The sequence below is a fragment of the Rhizobium leguminosarum genome (genome assembly GCF_001679785.1).
GTDB lineage: Bacteria > Pseudomonadota > Alphaproteobacteria > Rhizobiales > Rhizobiaceae > Rhizobium > Rhizobium leguminosarum_R.
The window spans coordinates 1573553-1595898 of record NZ_CP016286.1 but is presented as its reverse complement, the minus strand read 5'-3'; the positions used below and the strand labels follow the sequence as shown (position 1 = coordinate 1595898).

At 61.9% G+C, this 22346-nt stretch carries 25 protein-coding genes; 11 read left to right on the top strand and 14 right to left on the bottom strand.

Annotated features, from left to right (window positions below; genetic code table 11):
* Positions 1 to 14 precede the first annotated feature (14 nt).
* Positions 15 to 452, top strand: a complete 438-nt coding sequence (locus BA011_RS08050; RefSeq protein WP_003559632.1) for a DUF1489 family protein — start codon at positions 15 to 17, stop codon at positions 450 to 452.
* A 10-nt stretch (positions 453 to 462) separates the two neighbouring features.
* On the opposite strand, the gene BA011_RS08045 is transcribed toward BA011_RS08050, so the two are convergent.
* The 7 genes from BA011_RS08045 to BA011_RS08010 all read right to left on the bottom strand — a co-directional run bounded on the left by BA011_RS08045 (position 463) and on the right by BA011_RS08010 (position 7271).
* Complete coding sequence (locus tag BA011_RS08045) at positions 463 to 738, bottom strand: hypothetical protein (protein ID WP_003539905.1); 276 nt, start codon at positions 736 to 738, stop codon at positions 463 to 465.
* Between the two features lie 113 nt (positions 739 to 851).
* Positions 852 to 2438 carry a D-alanyl-D-alanine carboxypeptidase gene (locus BA011_RS08040; protein ID WP_065280053.1) on the bottom strand — a complete coding sequence of 529 codons (1587 nt, stop codon included), beginning with the start codon at positions 2436 to 2438 and terminating at the stop codon, positions 852 to 854.
* Positions 2439 to 2571: 133 nt separating this feature from the next.
* Positions 2572 to 3357, bottom strand: coding sequence for a hypothetical protein (locus BA011_RS08035; RefSeq protein ID WP_065280052.1), 786 nt, complete (start codon positions 3355 to 3357; stop codon positions 2572 to 2574).
* A 201-nt stretch (positions 3358 to 3558) separates the two neighbouring features.
* Positions 3559 to 4164 (bottom strand): transglutaminase-like cysteine peptidase, encoded by a 606-nt coding sequence (locus tag BA011_RS08030; protein ID WP_065280051.1) that lies wholly within the window; start codon positions 4162 to 4164, stop codon positions 3559 to 3561.
* Between the two features lie 375 nt (positions 4165 to 4539).
* Positions 4540 to 5514 (bottom strand): prolyl aminopeptidase, encoded by a 975-nt coding sequence (gene pip / locus BA011_RS08025; RefSeq protein WP_065280050.1) that lies wholly within the window; start codon positions 5512 to 5514, stop codon positions 4540 to 4542.
* A gap of 376 nt (positions 5515 to 5890) precedes the next feature.
* Complete coding sequence (locus BA011_RS08015) at positions 5891 to 6502, bottom strand: PilZ domain-containing protein (RefSeq protein WP_065280048.1); 612 nt, start codon at positions 6500 to 6502, stop codon at positions 5891 to 5893.
* Positions 6503 to 6626: 124 nt separating this feature from the next.
* Positions 6627 to 7271, bottom strand: coding sequence for a PAS domain-containing protein (locus BA011_RS08010; RefSeq protein ID WP_151343407.1), 645 nt, complete (start codon positions 7269 to 7271; stop codon positions 6627 to 6629).
* A gap of 264 nt (positions 7272 to 7535) precedes the next feature.
* Between BA011_RS08010 and BA011_RS08005 the strand changes: the two genes are divergently transcribed.
* Positions 7536 to 8324, top strand: coding sequence for a rhomboid family intramembrane serine protease (locus BA011_RS08005; protein ID WP_065280046.1), 789 nt, complete (start codon positions 7536 to 7538; stop codon positions 8322 to 8324).
* 93 nt (positions 8325 to 8417) lie between these two features.
* Entirely contained in the window at positions 8418 to 8852 is a 435-nt protein-coding gene (locus BA011_RS08000; protein WP_003539882.1) for a CBS domain-containing protein, read from the top strand.
* A gap of 65 nt (positions 8853 to 8917) precedes the next feature.
* On the opposite strand, the gene BA011_RS07995 is transcribed toward BA011_RS08000, so the two are convergent.
* The 3 genes from BA011_RS07995 to folE form a co-directional block, all read right to left on the bottom strand.
* Positions 8918 to 9880: a patatin-like phospholipase family protein gene (locus BA011_RS07995; protein WP_065280045.1), complete on the bottom strand. Its 963-nt coding sequence runs from the start codon at positions 9878 to 9880 to the stop codon at positions 8918 to 8920.
* A gap of 116 nt (positions 9881 to 9996) precedes the next feature.
* Entirely contained in the window at positions 9997 to 10449 is a 453-nt protein-coding gene (gene hisI / locus BA011_RS07990; protein WP_017964406.1) for a phosphoribosyl-AMP cyclohydrolase, read from the bottom strand.
* A gap of 25 nt (positions 10450 to 10474) precedes the next feature.
* On the bottom strand, positions 10475 to 11089 hold the full coding sequence (folE, locus tag BA011_RS07985; protein WP_017960561.1) for a GTP cyclohydrolase I FolE: 615 nt from the start codon (positions 11087 to 11089) through the stop codon (positions 10475 to 10477).
* A gap of 309 nt (positions 11090 to 11398) precedes the next feature.
* On the opposite strand from folE, the gene BA011_RS07980 reads away from it, so the two are divergent.
* The 4 genes from BA011_RS07980 to thrS all read left to right on the top strand — a co-directional run bounded on the left by BA011_RS07980 (position 11399) and on the right by thrS (position 14898).
* Positions 11399 to 11845, top strand: coding sequence for an iron-sulfur cluster assembly scaffold protein (locus BA011_RS07980; protein WP_065280044.1), 447 nt, complete (start codon positions 11399 to 11401; stop codon positions 11843 to 11845).
* A gap of 5 nt (positions 11846 to 11850) precedes the next feature.
* Positions 11851 to 12255 carry a membrane protein insertion efficiency factor YidD gene (gene yidD / locus BA011_RS07975; RefSeq protein ID WP_065280043.1) on the top strand — a complete coding sequence of 135 codons (405 nt, stop codon included), beginning with the start codon at positions 11851 to 11853 and terminating at the stop codon, positions 12253 to 12255.
* A 5-nt stretch (positions 12256 to 12260) separates the two neighbouring features.
* Positions 12261 to 12788, top strand: a complete 528-nt coding sequence (locus BA011_RS07970) for a DUF1697 domain-containing protein (RefSeq protein ID WP_065282450.1) — start codon at positions 12261 to 12263, stop codon at positions 12786 to 12788.
* Positions 12789 to 12912: 124 nt separating this feature from the next.
* Positions 12913 to 14898, top strand: a complete 1986-nt coding sequence (thrS, locus tag BA011_RS07965; protein ID WP_065280042.1) for a threonine--tRNA ligase — start codon at positions 12913 to 12915, stop codon at positions 14896 to 14898.
* 222 nt (positions 14899 to 15120) lie between these two features.
* Here thrS and BA011_RS07960 read toward each other — a convergent pair whose 3' ends face one another.
* Entirely contained in the window at positions 15121 to 16218 is a 1098-nt protein-coding gene (locus BA011_RS07960; RefSeq protein ID WP_065280041.1) for a hypothetical protein, read from the bottom strand.
* Between the two features lie 113 nt (positions 16219 to 16331).
* Between BA011_RS07960 and BA011_RS07955 the strand changes: the two genes are divergently transcribed.
* The 3 genes from BA011_RS07955 to BA011_RS07945 all read left to right on the top strand — a co-directional run bounded on the left by BA011_RS07955 (position 16332) and on the right by BA011_RS07945 (position 18774).
* The gene (locus BA011_RS07955) at positions 16332 to 16916 is read left to right on the top strand and encodes a nitroreductase family protein (protein ID WP_065280040.1); all 585 of its coding nucleotides are present in this window, start codon (positions 16332 to 16334) and stop codon (positions 16914 to 16916) included.
* Positions 16916 to 17527 (top strand): flavin reductase family protein, encoded by a 612-nt coding sequence (locus tag BA011_RS07950; protein ID WP_065280039.1) that lies wholly within the window; start codon positions 16916 to 16918, stop codon positions 17525 to 17527. The genes BA011_RS07955 and BA011_RS07950 overlap by 1 nt, the downstream gene beginning before the upstream one ends.
* 104 nt (positions 17528 to 17631) lie before the next feature.
* Complete coding sequence (locus BA011_RS07945) at positions 17632 to 18774, top strand: DUF2336 domain-containing protein (protein ID WP_065280038.1); 1143 nt, start codon at positions 17632 to 17634, stop codon at positions 18772 to 18774.
* Here BA011_RS07945 and BA011_RS07940 read toward each other — a convergent pair.
* Positions 18771 to 19190 carry a hypothetical protein gene (locus BA011_RS07940; RefSeq protein WP_065280037.1) on the bottom strand — a complete coding sequence of 140 codons (420 nt, stop codon included), beginning with the start codon at positions 19188 to 19190 and terminating at the stop codon, positions 18771 to 18773. The genes BA011_RS07945 and BA011_RS07940 overlap by 4 nt on opposite strands.
* A 128-nt stretch (positions 19191 to 19318) precedes the next feature.
* On the opposite strand from BA011_RS07940, the gene BA011_RS07935 reads away from it, so the two are divergent.
* Positions 19319 to 19777: a GNAT family N-acetyltransferase gene (locus BA011_RS07935; protein ID WP_065280036.1), complete on the top strand. Its 459-nt coding sequence runs from the start codon at positions 19319 to 19321 to the stop codon at positions 19775 to 19777.
* A gap of 19 nt (positions 19778 to 19796) precedes the next feature.
* On the opposite strand, the gene BA011_RS07930 is transcribed toward BA011_RS07935, so the two are convergent.
* Together BA011_RS07930 and BA011_RS07925 are read right to left on the bottom strand one after the other, a co-directional pair.
* A complete protein-coding gene (locus tag BA011_RS07930) occupies positions 19797 to 21014 on the bottom strand; it encodes an AI-2E family transporter (protein ID WP_065280035.1) in 1218 nt (405 codons plus the stop codon).
* A 116-nt stretch (positions 21015 to 21130) separates the two neighbouring features.
* A complete protein-coding gene (locus BA011_RS07925) occupies positions 21131 to 22285 on the bottom strand; it encodes an esterase-like activity of phytase family protein (RefSeq protein WP_065280034.1) in 1155 nt (384 codons plus the stop codon).
* Positions 22286 to 22346: the final 61 nt, after the last annotated feature.

Below are 22346 nucleotides of genomic sequence, written 5' to 3'. Positions count from 1 at the left end.
ATTTCAACGGCAGCATGGCATTGCATCTCATCAAACTCTGTGTCGGCGCCGACTCGATAGACGATCTGCGCGAATGGGTGGCGGAACGCTCGCTGCGCGCCATCGCCGCCGGCCTCGAGCCGCATTCGGTGCATACAACGCGCATGGCGCCGAAACGCATGGAGGAGCTGCTTGACGGCGGCTCGCTCTACTGGGTGATCAAGGGGCAGGTGCAGGCGCGGCAGAAGCTGCTCGACATCGAGACCTTCACCGACGGCGAGGGCATTTCACGCTGCCGCCTGATGCTCGGCCCTGAGGTCATCGAGACGGCCGTACAGCCGAAGCGTCCCTTCCAGGGCTGGCGTTATTACACTGAGGATGACGTGCCGCGCGACCTGACAAGCCTTGGCGCCGGAATTGCCGAAATGCCCGCGGATCTTCGCCGCGAGCTTACGGACCTTGGTCTGCTCTAGCCCTTAGGGTTCAGCGCAGGCGCAGCTGCACCGGCGCGCTGCCATCCGGCGAGGTCACATGCAGATGGATGCGGGCTTCAGGCTGGGAATAGCGCCAGGCGCGTGCACCGTGGCACAGCAGCAGATTGATGAGATCCCGGGTCTTCGGAGACTTCGCCTTCGGCCGCTGCAGGCCGATCTCGGCGAGGCGCAAAGCCGCCTCGTGCAACGGATGCAGAGATGAGCGCCCCTTGGCCGCCATGCGGCGGTCTGAAGGCATTCCCGGAACATTCTCATTGATCGCCATGGTTTTCCCCGTACGCAATACTGATCGAGTTCAAGAACGGTGGCCGGAAACGCAAACACCGATTCCGGCCGTCACCGATGCCGCCGGCCATTTAGCAGGCAGCATCGAATAGCTCATTGGGCAGCCGCCCAGCACTTGATGCCTGCCTTCTTCAAGGCCTTGCAGGCGTTGACGGCGTCGCGCTGATCGTCGAAACCGCCGAAGCGGGCGCGGTAGAGCTGATCACCGCCAGCGGCATAGGCGACCGCGAAGGGCTTTGCCGAGGCCAGCGCCTTGCCGGCCTTGCTCCTGGCGCTTTCCAGAAGGTCCATGGCCATCTGCCGGCTCGGCGAGACGCCGACCTGCACGACCCAGCCGGTCGGACCGTTGCTGGTTGAAGCAGCACGAGTCGGTGAGGGAGTGGTCGACGCAGTGGTGACGGTATCGACCGACGTATCGCCCTGTTCCGACGGCATAGACGCGGGCGTCGGCTTTGGTGCGGCGACCGTTGCCTGCTGCTTGAAGGTCATGGTCTTGACCTTGGTCGGCGCCGGCATCGGCTGTGCTACCAGTGGATTGTCGGATTTCGGCTGAGCGGTCTCGGCATAGGCGACCTCGGTCTCGTCGACCTGGTAGCGCGCATCCGGCAGCGGGCCTTTGTGCGGCAGGCTGAGATCGGCAGCGGCTGCCGAAACCGGCGGCTGCGCTGCGATGATCGTCTTTGCGGCCAGCTGTTGGGCGACCTGCTGCTGGGCCTTCTTCGGTTGGACCGGAGCGGGTGTCTCGATGATCGATGGGGCAGGGGCTGCCTGGGCGATCAGCGCCGACGATCCGCCACGGCTCGATGCCTTCGGCAGGTAGGTGGCGATCAGATTGCGCATCTGGGCATCGCGGGCGGGCGTCGAGGCGCCACCCATCACGACGCCGACAATCGATTTGCCATCGACCTGCACCGAGCTTACCAGGTTGAAGCCGGCAGCGCGGGTGTAACCGGTTTTGATGCCGTCGACGCCGCGCACTGAACCGACGAGGCGGTTGTGGCTGCGGATCGTGCGGCTGCCGAACTTGAAGGCGCGCGTGGAGAAATAGCCGTAATATTGCGGGAAATGCTGGCGAAGGGCGATACCGAGGCGGGCTTGGTCGCGCGCCGTCGTCATCTGCGCCGTATTCGGCAGGCCGTTGGCGTTGCGATAGGTGGTGCGCGTCATGCCGAGCGCATGCGCCTTGGCGGTCATCAACTGGGCGAAGCGATCCTCGCTGCCGCCCAGCATTTCGCCGAGCGCGGTTGCGGCATCATTGGCCGACAGGGTAACGAGACCGAGAATGCCCTGCTCGACGGTGATCGTGCCGCCGGCGCGCACGCCGAGCTTGGTCGGCGCCTGGGCTGACGCATAGGCGGAGAAGGGAACCGGCGTATCGAGGCGGATGCGACCCTGCTCCAATGCCTCGAAGGTCATGTAGAGGGTCATCATCTTGGTCAGAGAGGCGGGGTATTGCAGCCGGTCGGCGTTCTCACTGTAGAGAACGTTGCCGGTCTTTGCGTCGACGACGATGCCTGCATATTTCGGATTTGCCGCTTCCGCGTCGGCATTCACCGAATCGACCATGACGATCGTGACGGCTACCGAAAGGATCGCCAGCAGCCTTGCGAAAAAACTGCCGGATCGGGACGATGATACGGAGGAGACTGACCTTGACACTATTCCACTCTTCGCTTGCATTCAGATATTTGGCGCTTCAGATTTTGGCAGGAACCGCACACCTCCCGCCGCACAGCTCGTCTTCTAAAATTACCGGCTGGGCGTTACCAATCCGTTTATGATGAATCGTTTATTTCGCTGTCCGGGGAGCATTTTACGGTGTTGTTGCAGAACGGTTCACAAGACGCGCGTCTACAAAGGTGCGGATAGCGGCATCAATATGTTCCCAGTCGTCGAGATGGCTGCTTGAGAAGCGGTAGAGAACGCTGAGATCCCGACCGACTTTGATATCGCGCTGACAATCTCCGCCCGCCGCCTTATCCGGGGCTGACGGCAAGATGCAGCGCACGACGTAATCCGGCCCGCCCTTGACGGGCGCCGTCAGGAGCACCTCGTCGCCGTAACCCGCATCGGCGCGAAGACGGTGCAGCGTCAGCCCGTCGCGGAAGGGCTCCGCCGGTCCTTCGAGCAGATGCGAATAGATCGGCTCCAGCCGCCCGGACATGTCGCGCGACATAGTGCTCTGGGTAATCTGCAGGAAGATCAGCCCGGAGGATTGGGCGATATCGTCGAATCGAAGGTGGTTTTCCTTGCCGTAACCCTGCATTTCCGGCCAGGCGAGGTAGAGATCGATGCGCTCGGCGGCGCCTTCATGCCTTTGACTCGGGAAACGGATGGTATTCTCGGGGAATTTTACGGTGTCGCGGCCGATGGCCAGCTGGATTTCAACCGTGCTGTCGGTGTTGCCGGCAAGCGAGATATGCTGGCCGAACCAGCGGCCGCCGATGCTGATGGCTATGGTCAGGACCGCCAGGACAGCAATCACCGCCATCGTGCGGAGGAGAAACCCCATGGAAAGAAGCGGTTGCTCGTCGGGTGCGCTGCGCGCGGCATGGCTCATGGCGGTTCTTCGCGTTTCGGTCCGCCGCAGGAAGAACATGAGCCGCCGGTGCCGATGATGATTCTCATCGTCATGATCGGACTGGCTAGGTTAACAATTCACTAACGCACTGTGGGGAATCTTCAAAGGGGCGAGCCGTTCCCGGGACAGCGGGAACGGCTCTTGGGCACCGGTCGGGGACGGGATGCGGGGACTGACCGGGCCGCAGGCAGCAACCGGCAAATAGCCGGCAGGCTGTTCTTACTTGACGCTACCGACCGCGACGGCGCGGCCATCCTGAAGCTTCGACCAGCGGGCCGGATCGTCGGCGGACTGGCGCTTCAGATAGGTGTATTCGGTGTCCGACCACAGCAGCACCTTGTTGCGCATGTTGTCGAGGATGAAGTCGCCATGATCGGTACGAACAGTCAGCACGGCATGGCCTTCGCCATTCGGCTGCAGCACGACGGTGATCAGCGTGTCGGAGGGCGAGAAACCGTCATCGATCAGCATCTTGCGCTTCAGCAGGGCGTAATCTTCGCAGTCGCCGACGGTGCGCGGATAGGCCCAGCGCTCCTCGACACCGTAGATCTGCTCATCCGTCATCGGCTGGATCGACGAATTGACGGCGTAATTGACCTTGAGAATTTCCTTCCAGCGATCCTCGGTGAGGATGGCCGGTCCGGCATCGCCGCCGACCTCGACACATTCGGTCGGGTTGGCCTTGCAGAATTCGTAGTGTCCGATAGGCGGGCTGGCATTGCCTGCCAGGGCCATGCTGGCGGGCATCGCCTGTCCCGAACCCGCCATTGCCATCATGATCGCACCGGCCAGAAGGCCGCCTTTCAGGATATTCGCAGTTGTCATTGCCGTCTCCCCGTAAGTTGAGGTGACAATGGCACAGACGTTTTTACCCCACGCAAAATTACGTAATAGAATTAAAGGCTTAGTTGATTCAAATGCCGAGAAAACTTGACTAAAAACAGATTCGAATGCGCATAAAATTTGACGCGGATTTGTCGCGAATTCGTTTAAAGTTTTAATGCACGCGACAAGGCTTTCGCCCGCTAAAAGGTTGCGTCGTCGTCCTGATGTTAAGGATTTTCGTTGAGCCGGATAAATTCCGACGGCCGGCCGGCGATCTGCAGCGACGTGGGCCCGGCCATCGATGCTGCCGGATTTGACCGATTTGGTCGGTTCGAAAGCAGAATATCGCTCAGATCGCCGATGTGGACGGGAGAATTATTTTTTGAGAGAATCGCGAAATCGATCGGTGGCGGCGACGATCGCTGCGCTCATATCCGGATTTGCGGTGGAATGGGCAGCATGCGGAAGGATGCTGAGCTCGCTTTGCGGCCAAGCGCGGGCGAGTTCCCAGGCCGTGACGAGCGGCGCCTCGATATCGAACCTTCCCTGCAGCAGGATACCGGGTATGCCGGTGAGCCGCGCGGCGTTCTTCAAAAGCTGGCCATCCTCCAACCAAGCGCCGTTGCTGAAGTAATGGGTGATGATGCGGGCGCGGGTCAGCAAATAGGCCGGATCGGCCCAACGGCGCGGCCGGCCTTGGGGATCGGCGAGCAGAATCGAGGCCGCCTCCCAATCATGCCAGTCGCGCGCCGCCTTGAGGCGCGTCTCCGGATCGGCATCGTTGAGGAGACGATGATAGGCGGCAATCATGTCCTCGTCTCGTCCCTGGCTGCCTGGAGGGACCGCCTGGCGGAAACGGTGCCATTCTTCCGGAAAGAGCGGCGCCATGCCACGATAGAGCCAGTCGATTTCCGAACGCCGGGTGGTGGTCACGCCTGACAGGACGATCGCCGCGACGCGCTCCGGATGGGTTTCGGCATAGGCGAGCGCCAGCGTCGAACCCCAGGAATTGCCGAAAAGGAGCCAGTTGTCGATGCCGAGATAGGCCCGCAGCCGCTCGATATCGGCAACGAGATGCCAGGTGGTGTTAAGGGAGAGATCGGTTTCAGGATCGGCAGCACTCGGCAGGCTACGGCCGCAATTGCGCTGATCGAACAGAATAATTCGGTAGGCGTCAGGATCAAAGTAGCGCCGCGCCGCAGTCGAACAGCCGGAACCAGGGCCGCCATGCAACACCAGCGCCGGGCGACCCGCCGGATTGCCGCAGACCTCCCAACAGATCAGATTGCCGTCGCCCGTATCGAGCTGACCATGATCATAGGGTTCAATTTCGGGATAAAGAGCTGACATGGACGCACCTGCGATCGAGGCGGGCCTTATCCGTCATATCCGTGACGAACGGATGACGGGCGAGGGCGAGGCATTCCCGGGCGCAAAAACACTGCACAAGTTGGGCAACCTCATTGGGTGCCGATCGGTGTCGCAGCTTGTTCCACTCATAATATTATCTACCGACTGGGTGGAACGACTTGCGACAGGATTTCGCGCTTGCTTTCCAAAGCCAGATTCGTTGCCGCTTGCAAAGCTCCTGCCGTGAAGTGCAGGCTTTTCCAACACGACCTGACCGGGCGCGCAGCGGACCTGGCAATCGCATTTGATGGAAGTTCGTCGAGAATTGCATCTCGCCGCGGAATCCTCGGCAAGGCAGCGCCATTTTCCGCAGCTGTTAAAGGAATTCGCGCAGCGTCTCGCGGGACTGGATCGACAGGAATTCGATTGCCACACCTTCGACGAAGTGGCGCACGACGCGACCACGCATGTTGCCGAGGCGCACCGCCGTTCCGATCGAAGGGCGCATCTCGACGTCGACGGCAGCGCCCGACAGCGAAAGGTCCATGATGCGGCAGGAATAACGCGAACCGTCCTCGAGCGTCAGCTCGGTCTTCGTGTCGCGGGGCGTCAAACGATCATGGCGGCGATCCTCGGGCAGGCCGAGTTCGTGCTTGTTGGCAAGCCAGGTGAGCTGGGCCGCGAGCTTCTCGCGCTTCCGGTCGGTGGCGTTGATCGACATGGTGAAGCCGCGGCCATCGATCGTCTGGACATAACCTTCGACGCGGCCGAGATGGTCGATATAGGCGACGACGCGTTCGTTGGCGCGCGGCCGGCCGAGGCAGGTGACGTACATATCGCCAGGCGACATGTCGATCACCATGCATTCGAATTCCTCGTAGTTCGCAAGCATCAGCCGGCCCTGCATATTGATGGGCACGCGCTGAAAAACGCCCTGTTCAGGGCGCGGCGCAGGTCGTTGCGTCTGAGCTGGCTGGAACGAGTGCATCAAAGGGCTTCTTCATGAAAATCGCAGAGACCGATCTTTACCCACAATCCATTAACAGAAGGTTGTTTTGCCCGATCCCCATATAGCGGAAAACGAGTATGCCGGATGTGCCGAAATGGGATCGTCAGCGCGCCTCCGCGCTCAGCAGCTGCGACACCATGCGGCGCATGACCTGGCCGAAATGGATGCTTTTGCCAGCGACGATCCTATTGATGGGGCGCGGTTCGGTCGGTGCTGCCTTGTCGAATTTTCCGGGCAGCAGGCGGCTGCGGTCGAGCGCCAGGAATTCGAGCGGTACGATCTCCAGCCAGCTCGCGGCCGCTGCTGGCGCGATCGCGCCGAGCAGCCGGTCGCAGGCGCCGTCCGGCGAACGCAGTGGCATCATGATAATCTCGAAGGAGGCCTGATGGCCGACGGTGCTGTAGCCGGTGGCGTTGAACAGGGCCGGCATGGCATGGTCCATGACGCCCATCGCCGTGCGTTCGATGTCCGCGAGCTGACCATTTGCCCAGAGAGACGAAAAACGTTCGCCGCGCAGGTCACGCCCAAAGAGATCACAGATGCGGGTGCCGGCGAGCCGGAAACCGATGTCTCCGCCCTCGCGCCTCTCAAGAATGAACAGACTCTGGAGCAGGTGAGGGACGGCGGAGGGTTCGACCTGTGATTTCAGCGGCGCATCGGCAGCGCCGCGGATACGGTTCCAATAGTCAAAAATTTCGATGGTCGTTTGCACACGCATTTCACACCAACCTGTCCCATTCCGGAGCATTTTCGGGCAGTCATTGCCCTTACAGGCTCTACCTTGCGGATTTCATGCCAGATCGCGGCGGTTAAGGTTAAGAGATGGTTTCGGTTGAGATGCAGTGCCTGTCGTGACACTGTCCTGCCATCGCTTCGACTTTCGAAGTTCAGCACAACCTGCCCGGGCCGAGGTCTTTTCCTGGAGCTCCCGGTACGCCGTCCGGCACTTCGGACGGCTTTTTTTTTGACAGTCGCTCCTGTATGGCTGTGGCCTCAACGAGGCAAAACACAGATGAATGAGCAGACGGCCGAGCCGCGCAAGGCGCCCGAACCTCCCGAGGTCCAGCCGCCGGCACGACCGCGTGAACCGGTCTTCAACCTTCCGCCGGCGCTGTTCTTCAGCCTTTGCCTGCTTGGTATCATCTATGCGGTGCAGGAGCTCCTGCTGTCCGACGATGCGCTGAACTGGCTATTCTTCACCTTCGGCTTCGTTCCCGCCCGCTATGTGATTCCGCTGTCGCAGCAGGGGCCGGAGCTGTTCTGGACGCCCGTCACTTATTCGCTGCTGCACGGCAGCGTCCAGCATATCGTCTTCAACGCTTTCTGGCTGATGGCCTTCGGCGCGCCGGTCGTGCGCCGCATCGGGACGCTGCGTTTCGTGCTCTTCTGGGTTTTTTCCGCCGTCGCATCCGCCATTCTGCACGCGGCCCTGAACTGGGGAGACGTGTCGCTGCTGATCGGTGCGTCGGGCGTCATCTCCGGGCTGATGGGGGCCGCCTGCCGATTCGCCTTTCCGGCCGAACGGCGGCCGATGCTGCCTGCGCATCTCAATCCCCGGCTTTCCATCGTCGAGGCGCTGAAGAGCCGCACCGTCATCATCTTCATGCTGCTCTGGCTGGTCGGTAATGCGCTGATCGCCGTCGGCATCCCGCTCGTCGGCGACAGCGACCAGGCGATTGCGTGGGACGCGCATATCGGCGGTTTCGTGTTCGGCTTCCTGCTGTTTTCGCTGTTCGACCGGGCGCCGCGCCCGCCGGTGATGGAACCTGACGGAACCGAGAAGGATATGTTGCAATCCTGAGCCGGGCAGTGCACGATCGATCTATATCCGTGCCGGGGGGAGAAACCGCCGCGGATGCCTGTGACAAGTGTTTCACGGACATAGGAGGTTCGAATGACCAGTTCAGTCAAAGCAATCCTCGACCTGAAGGGCAGGGACGTCATCACTGCCGCGCCGAGCACCACCGTCGCCGAGGCTGCCGCCATCCTCAGCAAAAAGAAGATCGGCGCCATCGTCGTCGTCGGCATGGAGAACCGGATTTCCGGCATGTTCACCGAGCGCGATCTCGTGCATGCGATCGCCAAACACGGCAAGGAAGGCCTCGACCAACCGCTGGCCCAGGTCATGACCGCGAAGGTCTATCGCTGCCATGAGGAGACGACCGTCAACGAGCTGATGGAGCTGATGACCAGCCGTCGTTTCCGTCACGTACCGGTGGAAAGCAACGGCAAGCTTGCCGGCATCATCTCGATCGGCGACGTGGTGAAATCGCGCATCGCCGAAGTCGAGCGTGAGGCCGAGGAAATCAAGGCCTATATCGCCGGCTGAGGTTTTCGCCTGCCTCGCTTGACTAACGTCGTCGTCCAAACCCTCACGCTTTCGGACGACGTGCATCAGGGGTTGCTTGCGTAGACTTCCTGCATGCGCTGGATCTCGGGGAGCCGGGCTCTGGCTTCCTCGTAGCCGCGTTCGATCGCTTCGCCGGCCCTATGGAATTCGGAAAGGCCGATATAGCTGAGGCGCGGCTGCAGCGAAATGTCGGGCGGGTCGCCGGCAAGGCGGGCGCGGGCGATCCTGTCCTGGATGATGTTGAAGGCCTGCACCATGACGCCGGTCATGCCGAGGCGCGCATAAGGCGCCTCTTCCTGCTTCTGCACCTCCTGGGCCGACAGGCTGGCATTGTGCCGGACGACGGCCGAGCGGCCGTAGAGATCGTAATTGAGATTGACGGCGACGACGAGCGGCTGCTCGTAGGCGCGGCAGACGGAGACGGGGACGGGATTGACCAGTGCGCCGTCGACCAGCGTGCGGTGATTGCTGCGCACCGGCTCGAAAATGCCGGGCAGGGCATAGGAGGCGCGCAGCGCCGTAATCAGCGAACCATTGGCAATCCAGACCTCATGGCCGGTATTGACCTCGGCCGCGACCGCGACGAACGGCCGGTCGAGATCCTCGACGTTCAGGCCTTCGAGATGTTCCTGCATGCGCTTGGTCAGCCGCATACCGCCGAACAGGCCGCTGCCGCCGATGGTGAGATCGAGGAGACTTGCGATGCGGCGCATCGTCAGCGAGCGCGCGAAACTTTCGAGTTCATCAAGCTTGCCGGCGAGATAGCAGCCACCGACCAGCGCGCCTATCGAGGTGCCGGCAATCATGCCGATCTCGACCTTTGCCTCGTCGAGGGCGCGCAGCACGCCGATATGGGCCCAGCCGCGGGCAGCGCCGCCGCCGAGTGCCAGCGCGATCTTGATTTTCTTTTGAGGCGCAGGAGGCGGGAGCATATCGAGCGTGGTCGACATGCCGGAATCGGAACCCTCGCCTTCAGAGCTTTGACGATGCAGACTCCAGCTCAGCATGGCGCTCTCCCCTCCCAGCAGAACACTTGATTTTTGATAGTGTGCCCGTTCAGTTTCCAAATGGTATAGAGAAGCGGTTTCTGGCGCAATAAGGAGCAAATGACAGGAAAATCAGGCTATTTTCCGTAGACATCCTGCGGATCGAAATGAAGCTCATCGTCAACGATATCAAGCATCGGCTTTCCGTCTCGAAGCGTGATCGTCCGGTAGAAGCAGGAGCGGCGGCCGGTGTGACAGGTGGCGTCGTGGCCAGCGACCTCGACCTTCAGCCAGATGGCGTCCTGATCACAATCGGTGCGGATTTCCTTCACCGTCTGGAGATTGCCCGAGGTCTCGCCCTTCTTCCAGAGCTTGCCGCGCGAACGGCTGAAATAGTGCGCCGTGCCGGTCTGAATGGTCAGCGCCAGCGCCTGGGCATTCATATGCGCCACCATCAGCAGCTCGCCGTCGCCGGCGTCGGTGACGATCGCGGTGATCAGGCCGCGGTCGTCGAAACGCGGCGTGAAATCGCCGGCGTCTTCCAACGCCGACTTGTCCTCGGATGGTTGATTGAAGATCAGTTGACTCATCGCGGCCCTCCTGAGGGAGCCGGTATCAGCGGCTCCGCACCATGGTCATGAAGCGGGCCTGATCGGCCGGCTCAGTCTTGAACGTTCCCGTAAACGTCGTCGTCAACGTGGTCGAGCCCTGCTTCTGAACGCCGCGCATCGCCATGCACATATGTTCGGCCTCGATCAACACGGCGACACCGCGCGGATTAAGCGTATCGTCGATCGCGCGGGCGATCTGCGCGGTCATCGTTTCCTGCGTCTGCAGGCGGCGGCCATAGATCTCGACAACACGGGCAATCTTCGACAGGCCGAGCACACGCCCGTCAGGCATGTAGGCAACGTGGGCCTTGCCGATGATCGGCACCATGTGGTGTTCGCAATGCGAGTAGAACGGAATATCCTTGACGAGGACCATGTCGTCGTAACCGGCGACCTCCTCGAAGGTGCGGCCGAGCACGTCTTCCGCCGCCATGTCGTAACCGGAAAAAAGCTCGCGGTACGATTTGACGACGCGGGCCGGCGTTTCGAGCAGGCCTTCACGTGTCGGGTCGTCACCGGCCCAGCGCAGCAGAACGCGAACGGCTTCCTCGGCCTCCTGCTGGGAGGGGCGATCCGAGTCGCGGTTCGTCTGCGGAAAATTCTTTACGATGGCGTCCATGAACAATGGTCTCCTGGTCCGCACCGCGGACCCATCTGTCGGAATCGCCACTGGTCAATCCCATGCGGGAATTCATGCACCTTTGGCAGGCTCCGGGGCTTTCAGGGCAATTTCAACGCCCGTCCGGCACGGTTTCCCAATCAAACTTACACCAGGCCATTGCATTTTCATGGCCTTCGAACGACATACATATAGGAAGACGGCCATTATATGTAAGTATCCTCACACGACACGGTGTGTTTTTTGTTTTGACGACAATAACGCTCCCAGAGAGGCCGATCCGCAGTGATTTTGGAGCGGAAATCCAGCATGGACGATATCTACAACAGCAAAATCCTCGAATTCGCCGGCAATATTCCGCTGACCGGCACGCTTGATGATGCCGATGCCAGCGCCCAGGCCCATTCGAAGCTCTGCGGCTCGAAGGTGCGGATCTGGCTGAAAATGGATGGCGACACCGTGACCGGTTTTGCCCATGACGTGAAGGCCTGCGCGCTCGGCCAGGCCTCGTCCTCTATCATGGCCCGCCATGTGGTCGGCGCCACGTCGGACGAATTGCGCCAGGCCCGCCAGGACATGCTCGCCATGTTGAAAGCGGACGGGGCGGGGCCTCGTGGACGATTCGAAGACATGCGCTATCTGCTGCCGGTGCGGGACTACAAGGCCCGCCATGCCTCGACGATGCTGACCTTCGATGCCGTCGTCGATGCGATCGGGCAGATCGAGGCGAAACGGGCGGAAGTTGTCGAGGCGTAACTGACATGTGCGAGTTCTGCGTTCGGCAGGCCGATGATGAGGACGACGGCGCCGCCGCCGGATCGGACAAGCCGCGCGAAAAGGCCGCACGCACTTCCCGCAACTATACCGGTCCGTTCCGGAAGACGCCCGACCGCCTGCTCGGCATGGGGCTGATCCGCCTCTACCAGCTGACGCTTTCCGGCTTTGTCGGCAATTCCTGCCGCCATATCCCGACCTGCTCCGAATACGGCTACGAGTCGATCGCCCGCCACGGCCTCTGGGCCGGCGGCTGGATGACGCTGTTTCGCGTCGGCCGCTGCGGCCCGGGCGGCACCAGCGGCCTCGACCAGGTGCCGGAGATGCTCGGCGACAGCTTCCGCTGGTGGACGCCTTGGCGCTATCTCGCCCTCGGGCGGAAGAAAGGGTGAGCGCCATGAGCACCTTCATCGCCCTGCTGCACAGCATTGTCCTGACGCCCGACCGCCGCGTCATCATGCAGGATTTGCGCGCACTTGCCGAAGAGCTCGGTTATCGCGAGCCGCGCACGCTGGTTTCCACAGGCAATCTTGTCTTCGAGGCCGACGAAATGCGGCCGCACGAAATCGAGACCCATCTGGAGGAGGCTTTTGAAGAAAAGTTCGGCAAACATGTCGATATTATCGTGCGCAGCGACTGCACCTGGATGGCGCTTTGCAGCACCAATCCCTTCAAGGACGGCAATGGCGACCAGGTCATCGTCCGGGTAATGCGTCTGCCGGTCGATCCCAAGAAGGTGGAGGCACTGAAACCGCTGATGACGGAGGGACAGCGCATCGCCGTCGTCGGCGGCGATCTCTGGATCGATTTCGCCGGCAAGCCGAGCCAATCCAAGCTGCTTTCGGCGCTGACGACCAAGCGGCTCGGCGTCGGTACGATGCGCAACTGGAACACCGTGCGCGGGCTGACTCAAATGATTATATAACCCCCGCTTTTTCTTTACTCAGACAGGAAATCTGGCTATCAGGCGGCTGCGCATTCAGCTCCGCGGAGGCGCTTTCATGTCAACCACCCGCATTCGTTGGCGGGACTGGACAAGGAGAATTTCGATGTCCCAAGCTATTTCCCTGACATTTCCCGATGGTTCCGTGCGCGGCTATGATGCCGGCGCAACCGGCCGGGATGTCGCCGAATCCATTTCCAAGTCGCTCGCCAAGAAGGCGGTCGCCGTTGCAATCGACGGCACCGTGCGCGACCTTTCCGATCCCGTGACAACAGGCAGGATCGAGATCATCACCCGCAATGACGACCGCGCGCTCGAACTCATCCGCCACGACGCGGCGCATGTCATGGCCGAAGCGGTGCAGGAGCTGTGGCCCGGCACCCAGGTGACGATCGGCCCGGTCATCGAAAACGGTTTCTATTACGACTTCGCCAAGAACGAGCCTTTCACACTCGACGATCTGCCGAAGATCGAAAAGAAGATGAAGGAGATCATCGCCCGCAACGCCGCCTTCACCAAGCAGGTCTGGTCGCGCGAGAAGGCGAAACAGGTCTTCGCCGACAAGGGCGAGCAGTACAAGGTCGAACTCGTCGATGCGATCCCGGAAGGGCAGGATCTCAAGATCTATTACCAGGGCGACTGGTTCGACCTCTGCCGCGGCCCGCACATGGCCTCGACCGGCCAGATCGGTTCCGCCTTCAAGCTCTTGAAGGTAGCCGGCGCCTATTGGCGCGGCGACAGCAACAATCCGATGCTGAGCCGCATCTACGGCACGGCCTTCGCCGAACAGTCGGAACTCGACAACTACCTGCATATGCTTGCCGAAGCCGAAAAGCGCGATCATCGCCGCCTCGGCCGCGAGATGGATCTCTTCCATTTCCAGGAAGAGGGTCCCGGCGTCGTCTTCTGGCACGGCAAGGGCTGGCGCGTATTCCAGACGCTGGTCGCCTATATGCGCCGCCGGCTGGCCGGCGATTATCAGGAAGTCAATGCGCCGCAGGTGCTCGACAAGTCGCTGTGGGAAACCTCCGGTCACTGGGGCTGGTATCGCGACAACATGTTCAAGGTAACGGTTGCCGGCGACGACACCGATGACGACCGCGTCTTCGCGCTGAAGCCGATGAACTGCCCCGGCCATATCCAGATCTTCAAGCACGGGCTGAAATCCTACCGCGAGCTGCCGATCAGGCTCGCCGAATTCGGCAATGTCCATCGCTACGAGCCGTCGGGCGCGCTGCACGGTTTGATGCGCGTGCGCGGCTTCACGCAGGACGATGCGCACATCTTCTGCACCGACGAGCAGATGGCCGCCGAATGCCTGAAGATCAACGACCTGATCCTTTCGGTCTACAAGGATTTCGGCTTCGATGAAGTCACGATCAAGCTCTCGACCCGGCCGGAAAAGCGCGTCGGTTCGGACGAGCTGTGGGACCGCGCCGAAAGCGTGATGATGGGAGTGCTGGAGACGATCCAGCAGCAGTCCAACAATATCAAGACCGGCATCGTGCCGGGCGAGGGCGCCTTCTACGGTCCGAAGTTCGAATATACACTGAAGGATGCGATCGGCCGCGAATGGCAGTGCGGGACGACGCAGGTCGACTTCAACCTGCCGGAACGGTTCGGCGCCTTCTACATCGACAGCAACTCGGAAAAGACGCAGCCGGTGATGATCCATCGCGCCATCTGCGGCTCGATGGAGCGCTTTCTCGGCATCCTGATCGAGAACTTCGCCGGCCACATGCCGCTCTGGGTATCGCCGCTGCAGGTGGTGGTCGCAACGATCACCTCGGAAGCCGACGCCTACGGGCTTGAGGTGGCCGAGGCGCTGCGCGAGGCCGGCCTCAACGTCGAGACCGACTTCCGCAACGAGAAGATCAACTACAAGATCCGCGAGCATTCGGTCACCAAGGTTCCTGTCATCATCGTCTGCGGCAGGAAGGAGGCCGAGGAGCGCACGGTCAACATCCGGCGCCTCGGCAGCCAGGACCAGGTTTCGATGGGGCTCGACGCCGCCGTCGAGAGCCTTACCCTCGAAGCGACACCGCCCGACATTCGTCGTAAGGCCGAGGCAAAGAAAGCCAAGGCGGCCTGAAAGCGGCCGGGAACCGACAGCGCTGGGCTTCGGCGCTGTCGGAAGCTGATCTATCACCATGATCGGAACGTGTCGTCCCGGGTGAGTTTCAGAAAATATTCTGTGCCAATGATGGAATCTGCGCCTGAGCATTGCTGAGCTGCACGGTCGGAGGCTTCTGGCCATGACCGTCTTCTCAGTGGCGCCGACGTCGTCTCGAGCTGAAGCCGCTCGCGGTAAAAGTCAATCGAGGCTGGTGTCGTCGCCGCCCTGCGGCACGAGCTGTTCGTAGGAGGGCAGCGGTTCCACCGGAGCCGGCTGGACGCCCGGCGGCGGTGGCGTGCCGACCGGTACCTGCTGCACCGTGCGGGCCGCGCTGACCGGCGGCTGCGGCTGCTGGTCCTTCATCAGGACCTCGACATCGGTGTTCCTGCCGGCGACGACGGTGAAATCGCGCTGGTAGATCTTGTCCTTGTTGCGGGCGACGGCGGAATATCCGCCTTCGGCGAGAACCATGGTCGGAAAGGCGCTGACACTTTCGCCGACGCTGTCGCCGGCCGCCGTCAGGATCGACCATGCCGTATCGGCGATCGCCTCGCCGCCGGCGTCGGAGACCAGCTTGAAGGTGATCTGCGCGGCGCGATGCTGGATCGTCGCCTCGGTCAGCTTGCCGGCCTCGACCTGGATGTCGGCGCGGATCACGGCGTTGACGTTGCCATATTCGGAAACGATGTGGTAGGTGCCGGCATTGAGACGGACAACGGTATTCGGCGAAACATCGGCCACGACGAGGCCGCGCTCGCCATCGTCGCGCACTTCCGAGGAATAGATCGAGAAGCTCAACTGGTCGGGGCGAATGCGGGCATCGGCGCCGGAGACGGCATTGAGCAGCAGGCCGCCGGCATCGAGCACCATCACCTGCTTGTCGACCTCGCCTTCTACGGGCACGGTCAGTTTCTTCGTGACCCCGGCGCGGCCGAAGGAGACGTTGACGAAATAATCGCCGGGGGCGAGCTGGAAGGCGGCGGGGCCGCCCTTGGCGCTGGCGATCAGCGGCAGCTTGCCGTCGGATCCGGCGATGGGGCTGAAGACGTACCAGGAGAGGCCTTCCTCGACCGGCGTGCCGTCCGCCGTCAGCTTGGCTTCCATCGGGACGTCGCGCAGCTTGACCCCTTCGGGCACCGTGCCGGGCGCGATGAAGGCATCGAGCTTCGGCATCTTCGGCGTCGATTCAAGCTGTTTGAATTCCTTGAAGGCATCCTGAGCGCCGGCGCCGAGGGGCATCAATACCATCAGGGCAATGGCAAGGCCGATGCGTGCAAGAGGCAAAATGCCAAACATCTGTTTCGTGAACCGATTGACTTCTGAAATAGCAAAGGTCACTTCAAGACCAACGCGATGGCAAATTCAAGACCCACCCTTTGCAGCAGCATAAAAATGAGAGCTTCTCCCGTATGAAATCCGATATCAAGCTGATCGACTACCTCGCCGTGCGCCGCTCCATCCCCGCTTTCCAGATGTGTGAACCAGGCCCCGAGAAGGCCGAGATCGAGGAGATCCTGCGTCTTGCCTCGCGTGTTCCCGATCACGGCAAGATTGCGCCCTGGCGCTTCATCGTCTATCGCGGAGAGCAGCGCGTGCGTCTCGGCGAGGAGCTTCTGGCGCTGGCGCTTCAGACAAAGCCCGATCTTTCCGAAGAGATGATCCAGGTCGAGCGCAGCCGTTTTACTCGCGCGCCCGTGGTCGTCGCCGTCGTCAGCAAGGCGGGGCCGCATATCAAGATCCCGGAATGGGAACAACTGATGTCGGCAGGCGCGCTCTGCTTCAACGTCATCCTCGCCGCCAACGCCAATGGTTATGTCGCCAACTGGCTGACGGAGTGGTTCGCCTATGATGAGCGCGCCCATCCGCTGCTCGGCGTCGGGCCTGATGAAAAAGTGGCGGGCTTCATCCATATCGGCTCGACGACATTTCCGGCGAGCGAGCGGCCACGGCCGGAGCTTGCCGATACCGTGACCTGGGTCGGCGGAGACGACTGATGTTCTACACCACCGACAGCAACCGGCATGGGCTCGCGCATGATCCTTTCAAGGCGATCGTGTCGCCGCGCCCGATCGGCTGGATCGGCAGCAAGGGCAGGGACGGATCGATCAATCTGGCGCCCTATTCCTTCTTCAATGCCGTTGCCGACCGGCCGAAGCTGGTGATGTTTTCTTCGGGCGGGCGCAAGCACAGCCAGCGCAATGCGGCAGAGACCGGCGTCTTCACCTGCAATTTCGTCAGCCGCGATCTCGCCGAGAAGATGAACCTCTCCTCGGCGGCGCTGCCCTATGGCGACAGCGAATTCGACTTCGCCGGCCTGACGGCGAAGCCGGCCGAACTGATCGACGCGCCCTATGTCGGCGAGGCTTTTGCGGTGCTCGAATGCAGGGTGACCGAGATCATCGAGCCGAAGACGCTGTCGGGCGAACCGTCCGAAAACGTCCTCGTCTTCGGCGAAGTGGTCGGCATCCGTATCGACGAAGCGATCGTCAGGGACGGCCGTCTCGACATGTCGATCGCCCGACCTTTGGCGCGCATGGGCTACATGGATTACAGCGAAGGCAGCGATGTTTTCGAGATGATCCGGCCGAAGCCGCAGCAAGGCTGAGCCGAACCGGCAAAGTGTCCAAAGGCTTAAGAAACATGGTGAACCAATCCTAAACCTTTTGCCGCTACGGTCGCAGCATTGAATGGAGCGCGATTCGCGTTCAAATGCTGGGGCGTCGTGTGATCGTAGAAGCTTTCCTTCGTTGGATCGAAACGGCCAAGACCGGTGACCGGGCCCGGGCCGCAAATGCTCTCGGGCGCGCCTATCTGCAGTCCGAAATGTCCGTGGACGAGCGGGCGGCGGCCGAAATGGCGATGAGCTTTCTTCTCGACGATCCGTCGCCGCGCGTGCGGCTTGCTCTTGCCGAGGCGATCGCCTGGTCGCCCGATGCGCCGCGCAACTTGATTCTTTCGCTTGCCGAAGACCAGCCCGAGGTCGCCTGTCATGCGGTGACCTGCTCGCCGCTTTTGAGCGACGCCGATCTCGTCGACCTTGCCGCGCGCGGCAACGGCGCCACCCGCATGCTGATCGCCGCCAGAGCGCATGTGACGCGCCCGGTTTCCGCCGCGTTAGCTGAGGTTGGCGACGAAGAAGAACTGCTCTGCCTGCTCGAGAATGACGGTGCTGTGATTTCCAGCCTTTCGTTGAAACGCATCGCGGAACGGCTCGGCGACTGCTGCGATATCCGCAACCTGCTTCTCGACCGAAGCGATCTTCCCGCCGATGCCCGCCAGCTGCTCACCCAGCATGTCAGCAATGCGCTGATCGGGCTGCCGCTGGCGCAGGCGGCGATCGGCCTCCAGCGGCTTCAGCGCATCAGCCGCGAGGCGACCGAGGCTGCCATCGTCTCGATCGCCGGCGATATCGCCCCGCGCGAAATACCCGATCTCGTCCAGCATCTGCGCCTCAACGGCCGCCTGACGCCATCCTTCCTGATGCATGCGCTCTGCGCCGGCAAGGTGGATTTCTTCGCCGGCGCGATCGTCGATCTGACCGCGTGCAGCGAGCGCCGGGTGCGTTCGATCCTGGCAACCGGGCGGATGCATGCGGTGCGCGCGCTCTATGAGTCCGCCGGCCTGCCGAGGGATATCAGCGTGATCTTCGTCGAGGCGACGATGCTGTGGCGCGACGCCGCCAGAAAAGCACCGGGCAGCGTGCTCGGCAATGTCTGCGGCCGTCTTCTCGAAAAATTCCGCCATCACGACGCGCATGGCGCGATCGGCGAGTTGCTCGACATGGTGGAAAAGCTGCACGTTAACGAGCAGCGACAATCGGCCCGCGTCTACGCGGCGCTTGCGGCCGCCTAATCAGCCAGCCGCGTCACCACCCAGGAATAGCTGGCGGAGACGAAGTGCACGGGTTTGGTCAGTGTGTCCTTGACGTTTCTGCCCGAGGGCAGATGGGCGCGGACCTGCCCGGCGATGCCTTCAGCAAAACCGGCGATCCTTCCTGCGGGTTGGGGCGCTGCGACAGCCACCTCGGACGCGGCGGCTGGCACGGGCGCCGGTTTCGGCGGCTCGGCGGCGGCGACGGCTTTCGGCGCCTCGCACACCGCGATCACCGAGGGATAGTTGGCATTCACATAGGTCTTCAGCCGTCGTTCGGCTTCGGCATCGCAGGCGGCAATGGTTTCCCAGCGTTTATCGACGGTCGCGACATAATTGCACTGGCTGATGGAATCGTCGCAGCCGAGAATGGTCATCGCGATCAGCACCGCTTGCATATTCTGCTTCCTTGATTATTGAGCACATCATCGTCTTAGAGGGCGCAATTCCAACCGAATGAAGGCAAGGGCATTAACTCTTCGCCATATCGGGGAAAATTTGTCCCGCGCCGGCAGAGGGAGCCAACATGTCCGTCACCATTACCCTTGAACCACCACGCCAGGAGGGCATCATCCGGCTTCTCGATCTTTCCGATGCCTATGCGCAATCGCTCTATCCTGCGGAGAGCAACCATCTGGTCGACCTTTCCGTGCTGGAAAAGCCTTCGGTGAGCTTTCTGGTCGCGCGCAATGGCGATGCGATCGTCGGCTGCTGCGCGCTGGTCGAGGCCGGGGACGGCACGGCGGAGATCAAGCGCATGTTCGTCGATCCCGAGGCGAGGGGGCTGAGGATCGCCAGCGGCCTGATGAATGCGCTCGAAGCGATCGCCGGAGAAAAGGGTCTGACGGCGATCCGGCTCGAAACCGGCATCTACCAGCCCGAGGCGATCGCGCTCTACCGCAAATATGGATATCGAGACATCGAGCCTTTCGGCAGCTATCTGCCGGATCCGCTCAGCCTGTTCATGGAAAAGCGGCTGGGGTAGCCAGTCTGCAAAGGTATGTTCAGCCTTCGGCGACGCGCGGCATGGTTTTCGGCGAACCGGGGACCGGCGGCGGGGCCTGTTCGTCGATGATGATCTGCGGACCGGCCTCGCTCTTGTCGGCGTTGCGGGCCTCGTGGATCCATTCGCGCCAGATGGCGACGATCAGCGCCATCAGCACCGGGCCGATGAAGAGGCCGAGGAAACCCATCGTCTTGACGCCGCCGACGAGGCCGAAGAAGGTCGGCAGGAAGGGCAGCTTGATCGGACCGCCGACGAGCTTCGGCCGCAGCGTCTTGTCGACGATGAAGAGCTCGACCGTCCCCCAGACGAAGAGACTGATGCCGGCGACATGCGAGCCGCTCGCCAGCAGATAGACGGAGACCAGCGTGAAGGAGAGCGGCGCACCGCCAGGTATCAGCGCCATCACGCCCGTCAGCACGCCGAGCGTCACCGGCGAGGGCACGCCGGCAATCCAGTAGGCAAGGCCGAGCACGATGCCTTCGCCGATCGCGATCAGCGTCATGCCCATGACGGTGGAGCTGATCGTCGCCGGCACGACGCGGGAAATACGCTCCCAGCGGTTCGGCAGGATGCGCTCGCCCAGCATGTCGATCTGCTTGGAGAAGGAGAAGCCGTCGCGATAGACGAAGAACAGCGCGATCAGCATGAAGAGCAGCGTCAGCAGCAGGTGGAAGGCGCCGCCGCCGGCCGCCAGCACGGCACGGTAGATGTTGCCGATATTGGCGCCGCTGACCGCCTGGATGACCTCGCCGAGCGCGCCGGGACTGCCGATATATTTTGTCCAGACTTCATCGAGATAGGCGCCGGCCCAAGGCAGCGCGACGATCCAGTTGGGCGTGGGGGCGCCGGCGCGGTTGGCGTGGATTGCCCAAGCGACCCAGGTGCGCACTTCGCCCGTCGTATAGGTCACCGCAAGCCCGATCGGGATGACCAGGAAGGTGATGATCAGGATGATGGCGATGGTCGCGGCGATCGTCGTATTGCCGCCGACGCGGGCAAGAAGCTTGCGGTAGAGCGGCCAGCTGGCAAAGCCGATGACGAGGGCTGCGAGCACCGGCACGAGGAAGCCGTAGAAGAAATAGACGCCGGCAGCGACGACCAGGACCAGCAGCCAGCGCGCCGCCGAAATGGAGGGAATCAGCGGCGTGCGCGTCTGCGCCGACGATCCGAGCCATCGCGGTTCATGATTGCTTTTCTGACGGTCGAACACACCCACGCGCGCCTCTTCTTTTTCTTGTACTCTGGTTATGGGCCATGATCCCGACGGTTTCAAGGTCGGCACCGTGAAAGCGTATACAAAGCGTGCCTATTCGACGCTCAGATCCGGACGTCTTACTGCTGCGGACGGCTGAGAACCTTGAAGGCATAGAATTGCGTCTTCTGGCTGGCCGAGAAATTATTGTCGGAGCCGAGAATGAGAACATCGGTGCCGTCCTTGGCGTTGCCGAGCGACATGGCCTCGATATTGTCGGGAACGATGCCGATCGCCCTCAAATCGAGGAACTGGCTTTTGCGGACGGGGGCGACGCGCTGGTCGTTTTTGGCGAGCGAAGCGATAGCGGATACATCGGTGGCATCGGCCAGATCCATCATCATGATCTTGATGCTGTTGCCGAAGCCCTGGGCATAGCTGCGTTCGACGGCGAGCAGGCGGTGATCGTCGAGGGCGAGAATCTCGGACATGCCGTTGTCATTGCCGCCGTCGGCCTTGGTGGCGGCCTGCGGGATCGGCGAGACGGGATAGACATACTCAGCCTTCGGCTCGCTGGTGGTGCCGTCGTAGCGGACGATGCGCGACAGGCTGCCTGACGTCAGCGAGGATTTCGGACCATCCTGGTAAAGGGCGGCTTCGACACCGACGAAGACATCGCCGGAGGGCGCGATGGCAAGATCCTCGAAGGCGAGATTGTCACGGATGCCGGTCGACTTGTCCGCGGTGGGCGCAAAGCCCTCCGGCAGCTTGAATTCCCGAACGAAGGAACCGTCCGGCGACGCGACGCGGACGAAGGGTGCCAGCAACGCCTTGCCGTCGCCTTCGCTGCCCCAATAGATACCGTCCTTGCCGAGGCGGATCGATTCCGGATCGACGGTCCGGGCAGCGAAGGGCTCGCCGTTCTTGTCCTTCAAGGTCACCTGCTTGACGACCGAGACGCCCTTGAGGCCCGACGCGTCGAGATCGACGTCGAGTTCATAGAAGCGGGCAGGGCCTCTTTCCGAGCGGTCGTCGCTGATGGCAATATAATGGCCGGTGGCGGCATCGAAATCGAGGCCGGAAATACCGCCGAATTCGACGCCGTTTTCCATGTGGCCGGTCGGGATGACGAATTCACCGAGATAGGAGAGCGAGATGCCAGCGGCGCAATCGCCGAAGGGGCAGGCGGTCTTGAAGGTGGCGCCGATATCGGTGGCCCCAATATCTGTGGTGCTGGCGGTGACGGTGCTGGACAGGAGAACGAAAGCGGCAACCGCGAGAAAACGCTTGGTCATGACAAATATCCGGCAAGGGGTTTGAAAACCGTTCGACCGGCGCAAATGCTCCCTGGGGAGG